The 5,544-nt window shown below is 36.9% G+C and carries 6 protein-coding genes; all 6 read right to left on the reverse strand.

The window, feature by feature from the left end; all coding sequences use genetic code 11:
• Positions 1 to 285 precede the first annotated feature (285 nt).
• Positions 286 to 1,680, reverse strand: coding sequence for an MBOAT family O-acyltransferase (locus tag RLO81_RS13005; RefSeq protein ID WP_350112241.1), 1,395 nt, complete (start codon positions 1,678 to 1,680; stop codon positions 286 to 288).
• Positions 1,680 to 2,396, reverse strand: a complete 717-nt coding sequence (locus tag RLO81_RS13010) for an FkbM family methyltransferase (RefSeq protein ID WP_350112243.1) — start codon at positions 2,394 to 2,396, stop codon at positions 1,680 to 1,682. The genes RLO81_RS13005 and RLO81_RS13010 overlap by 1 nt, the downstream gene beginning before the upstream one ends.
• Positions 2,393 to 3,496 (reverse strand): glycosyltransferase family 4 protein, encoded by a 1,104-nt coding sequence (locus RLO81_RS13015; RefSeq protein WP_350112246.1) that lies wholly within the window; start codon positions 3,494 to 3,496, stop codon positions 2,393 to 2,395. The genes RLO81_RS13010 and RLO81_RS13015 overlap by 4 nt, the downstream gene beginning before the upstream one ends.
• The gene (locus RLO81_RS13020; protein ID WP_350112249.1) at positions 3,481 to 4,407 is read right to left on the reverse strand and encodes a glycosyltransferase family 2 protein; all 927 of its coding nucleotides are present in this window, start codon (positions 4,405 to 4,407) and stop codon (positions 3,481 to 3,483) included. The genes RLO81_RS13015 and RLO81_RS13020 overlap by 16 nt, the downstream gene beginning before the upstream one ends.
• On the reverse strand, positions 4,404 to 5,096 hold the full coding sequence (locus RLO81_RS13025) for an FkbM family methyltransferase (protein ID WP_350112252.1): 693 nt from the start codon (positions 5,094 to 5,096) through the stop codon (positions 4,404 to 4,406). The genes RLO81_RS13020 and RLO81_RS13025 overlap by 4 nt, the downstream gene beginning before the upstream one ends.
• 50 nt (positions 5,097 to 5,146) lie before the next feature.
• Positions 5,147 to 5,544: glycosyltransferase family 61 protein (locus RLO81_RS13030; RefSeq protein ID WP_350112255.1), on the reverse strand; the 398-nt coding region annotated here is incomplete at its 5' end.

Consider the following 5,544-nt stretch of genomic DNA (forward strand, 5'->3'; position numbering starts at 1 on the left):
TCGTTGACTGAAAGCAATGCAATCAGAGAAATCAGTGTGGTAGAAAAGATCAATGGCCACTTGTTCATGCCGCTGTTAGGATAATCTTAAAGGTTCTTTCATCTCGATATTTCTTCAATGCTGTTGAGATAAGAAGTTTTACTTGATTTTGACTCACCCAAAATCCCTCTCTCAAGAAAGAGGGACTTTTCTTCAGCGGACTTAACTCAACAGCATTGCCTTTCCGATTATGGATGAACTCTGGTTCCTCGTAGTAGTGGGGAAAGTCAGTGAGCATAGATAGCACTAAAACTGAAAATAGATGAATGAACGATCCTCTCCGGTCAGGGTGAAAATCATATACAGCATCACTGTCATTGTAATGGATACTTTCCACCATTTCAACTGTGGTAAGACCACTTCAAGATCCATATTTCTAAACAGGTAATTGAATCCTAAAATGATCAACATCACCATTGACGTGATCCCAACCTCTTTCATCCCAAGAATGGATTCATCCTGGGAAACACCAAACATCGCTTTGAGGAGATACCAGGCCTGCTCAAAGGAAACCGCCCGAAAAAAGACCCAGGTGATGCATACCAGGAAAAATACTCCAATAATCCGAATAAATTCCGGTATTCTCAGGGAGGGGATCATTATTCTTACAAATCTTTCAATGGTTAAGAAGACTCCATGTAATCCTCCCCAGACCACAAAGGTCCAGGAGGCGCCGTGCCATAAGCCACCGATTAGCATGGTCATCATCAGGTTCTGGTAGGTTCGTAGCTGCCCCTCTTTGCTTCCACCCAATGGGATGTACAGATAATCCCTCAGCCAAGTGGAAAGGGATATATGCCACCTTCGCCAGAAATCTGAAAAGCCAGAAGCAGCATAGGGAAATCTGAAGTTTTTGGGCAGATGAAATCCCAGTATCCTGGCGATACCAATCGCACAGATCGAATACCCACTAAAATCACACAGGATCTGGCCCGAAAAAGCCAGGGTTCCTATCCATGCAGATAGTGTGTCAATCTTTCCTGAAGTAACATAGACCTGTTCACTCACCGGAGCCAGAAAGTGATCGGCTAACACAGTTTTCAAAAAAAGTCCGGTAATTAACCAGAAAATACCTTCCCCGAAATTATCCCAGGTGAACGACTTTTGTTTTTTGCACTGATTCAGAAACTCATGTGACCGTACAATTGGCCCTGCGACGAGTTGAGGAAAAAAGGTAACATAGAGGGCATAATCCAGAAAGTTGTGCCAGGGTTTGGCCTGATCGCGGTAAATATCAATGGTATATGATAGTGTTTGAAAGGTATAAAACGAAATCCCAACAGGCAGTATGATGCTGTAATGATCTACCTGATAGTTGATTGGGAAAATCATATTCAGGTTGTCAATGACAAAATTTCCGTATTTAAAAAAAGCCAATAGGCCCAGGTTCGTAAGCAAACTAATCGCCAACCAAAATACCCTGTTTCTATTGTTGTGAGATCGATAAATCTGTCTGGCTGCGCTCCAGTCAATTAAAGTAGATATCCAAAGCAGAATGACAAAAGGCGGGTTCCAGGCCGCGTAGAAAAGGTAGCTACCCATGAGGAGGATAAATTTTCTAATCCTCCAACCTTCAACGCTATAGTAAAAAGTAACAATTAGCGTTGAGAAAATTATGAAAGTATAAGAATTAAAAAGCATTATTTAATCCTATCCCGCTGATATATATATGTGAAGAAGAAACGCCCAACTAGTTTGTAATTAAATCCGTGTAGGTAATCTTCAACTTCTCTGGATTCAATTTCATCATGAGATTCGATAGCAATTAAATAAGGATCAACCTTTTCAATGTCTATTTCTTTTAATATGCTAAAATCCAATCCTTCACAATCAATACTTAACAAATCAACCTTTTCAGGAATCCCCTGTAATAAATCCATTGGCGGAACAACTGCAACCTCAGATATCTTTTCAGCTGTTAAACCTGTAACACTTTTTTGATCTTCTTCTGTAGAAAATATTAATCGGTTTGTTGCCGGATCAGAATACTCTGCAAACAGCGCTTTACCCTTTTGTTTACCAACAGCGGCAAGAATGGCCTGATCCGCTGGCCGATATTTTTTATGATTATCAATATTGTTTGGGTTAGCATCAATAGAAATACCTCTCCATCCATTTAGATATAAAAGATAGGTAAGTGAAAATAACTTTGGATGAAATGCGCCAATATCTATATAGATACCTTTATCATTGGACTTTTCAAGTACCTTAAAAATAAAAATATCTTCACCAAACTGGGAAAATGAGAGTGTTGAAAATCTTAGATCATCAAGATTGATTGGATGTTTAAAGAGAGTAAGTGACGAGTTTAGAAATGAGATCACTTTATTAGAAATCCAATGAATGAGCTTTATCATTTGAATTTATCTAAGTATACCATTGCTTGATTAAGTTCTTCTGGGAAATGAAAGAATTTTGCATTCTTGCAAAATTCAAGAGCTTCAACTGCACCACCATGTGAGCCCCCAATTATCATATTATTATAGTAATCTGCCTCTAAAAACGAAATTCCAAACCCTTCAAAATCAGCTCCTCCATCATCGTAATTAGGCATTAAGAAAATTTCACTTTCACTAAAAATAGAGTACTTAATAACATCATCTACATAACCCAGAAAGTGAATGTGATTTATTAAGTTTTTCTCTTCTGCTAAAGACTTTAAGGACTCATATTCAGGACCATTCCCTCCAATAAGATAGACAACTCTAACCCCCTTATTTATCAAATGTTCAACAATCTCAATCGCAAAATGTATCCCTTTACGACGTATAAGTCTGCAGATACTAGTAATTAAAAGCTTATCACCAAATTCAATTCCCAGATTCGTCTCTAATTTCTCTTTTGATAAAAGATCAAGAGATTGGAGATACTCCACGTCAAGAAAAGGGTGAATGACTTCTGCTGATTTTGCGGAAAAGCCGAGATCTTGAAATAATCTTTGAGTTGCCTTTGAATTAAAAATCACTTTTTCAGCTATCCTCGTGGTTTCAATGACCGGTTTCGGATAGTCTTTAAACCCCAGCAGGTCCAGCCCATGATAAAGAATCCATTGATTTCCCTGAAATCTTTTATGTATCCTCTTAAAAAGACCAGGATAATGTACGTGGTAAGTAAAAAAAAGGATATCCTGCTTTGGGTTATATAACAATGTCTTCAATGCTTTCTTAACAGGCTTCCATCTACTTCCTGATATTCTCCACCATACCCTTAAAAACAGGGAATTGAGCTTTCTGAAAATCAAAAAATCATCAAATGGGTACTTTCCATAGTTTCTGCTTGGTAATTGAATGTGAACAATGGCGAAATTTCGGGTAGCCGGTTTGTATTCACTTAGACTGATAACACCTTTCAACCTACCTTCCTTTGTATATTTTTTTGCTAATACATCAGAGAAATAGGCTACTCCTCCGGAATGAGATGGATATTCTTCAGCTATAAGAATTATTTTCTCATCCACTTTTTCAATCTAAAAGTTATGGGGCCCAAAATACCTTGAAAATAATTATAGTAATCTCTTCTTCTTTTGTCACTTTTTCTCAGACCAAGTAACGCATGCTTTTTAGCCGTTCGGTAATAGCCTGAATGGATGGCAGTGTGCATCCAAATGAAATGATTCTCTGATTCAGATATAGGAATATCATTAAGTTTTATTTCCGGAACATCAACTGCAATTTTCCGTCGTTCAAAGGCTTCATCGAGAGCTTTCTGTTTAACATTTTGGTGTTTTAACTTCTTAGTAACAGTAACATTCTTTAAATGTGACCTGTACTTAATTAAGGTGTCAGGTAAATTAGCGAGTTTGCCGACTTCGGCTAATCTCAGGAACAAATCAAAATCTTCACCAGGTTCAAATTCAGGTCTGTACCCTCCTATTTCAAGTAATGCATCACGACAAATCATTGAACCTGGATGAAGGATAAGACCCTTTGCATTGTATACCTGAGACATATCAATGTCGTCATGGTCAATGGCAAATTCCATAGGTCCAAGAGGATCACCATCTGGATCTATGCGAACGGCCTGACAACCTACAGCGACATGCTTAGGATGGCCTTCAAGAAAACTCACCTGCTTATAAAATCGATCAGGTAAGGACACATCATCACTATCCATTCTGGCGATATAACAGCCTTTTGCTTTATTAATCCCAATATTTAATAATGGAGAATAACCCTGATGATTTAATGTTTCAACAATAACTCTCGAGTCCTTATCAGAATAATATTTCAAAATATCTGGTGTACGGTCCGTAGACCCATCATCAAAGATCAGAAATTCAAAGTCAGAGTAGGTTTGATTTAAAATGCTGTCTATTGCCTCACTGACATAGTTCTCTGCATTATATACAGGCATTAAAACAGTTATCACGATTTAAATATGATTAAGAATTTCTCTTTAGTAGGATATAGTTCAAATGCCCTGTTTGTTTCAGACAAAAACTCCACAAATGAGTTTGAAATCCCATCTATTAAATTGTTATGAATCTCAATTAAAATACTAGTTGTAACGCTCAACCACTCATTACTGGACTTCTCTTCTAGCAATTCAGCCTCTCCTCCTTCAATATCTACTTTCAGTAAGGCAATCCTCTTAATATCGAATTCTTTTATCAATCCATTTATTGTAAATGCCTTAACCCTCCTTTCTTCATCTCCGGATTTTGATGTACGTATAGCCCAATAGTCATTGGTTAATTCAACATAACTAAATCCATCCGAATTTGATATTGCAGCATTTATTTTTTCAATGTTCGCGTAAGCCTTACAATTTTTTTCAAGTAATTCAAAATTAGACTTATCCGGTTCAATGGCATAAATCTTCTTCTCAGGGTACTTTAACGACAAATAAATGGAGGCTAATCCAATATTTGCACCAGCATCAATTATTATCCCTGCTTCTAACTGGTACTGAAAATCAAATTCTTTGTCGATGAAGATGTCTTTAAAAACCACTAAATCACTGGAGTTATTCCTAAGCCATAATGGTTGCTCATTAATAAATAGTTTTGTTTCCCCCTTATGTTTTCTCCAGGCTATGAATAGCTTAATGTTATTCATAAGCCCTAATTCATTTGTCAAAATGCTGATCAGGAGACGAAATATAGACTTCATTGATTTGTTTGCATCAAGGCAGGGAGATTTTCAATAATGTTTTGAGCCTCGAATTGATTGTTCAAATTGACCTTTATCTTACAGCAAGAATAATCGAGACAAAGTGTTGATGCTAACTTATAGTAAGTTAGTCGAATATCATTCTCAGGCATTAACTCAATGATTTTCACTTTTTCATGGCAAAAGAGAATGTTTGATAAACCTGCCCCATGAGGAGCAATAACAAGATCAACCTGATTAAATAATGCAACTTGATCGTGGAAAGACAAATCTTCCAAATAGTAGCCTTTGATATTATGGTTAAATAATTCCATTATGAGTGAATCAGGACTATCAAATGATCTTGTGTTATGGTTCTTTCGCATGATAAAGATTCTGGTCTCAAATTTTTTTA

Origin of the sequence: Fulvivirga sp., assembly GCF_040220315.1 — a bacterium.
Taxonomy (GTDB): domain Bacteria; phylum Bacteroidota; class Bacteroidia; order Cytophagales; family Cyclobacteriaceae; genus Fulvivirga.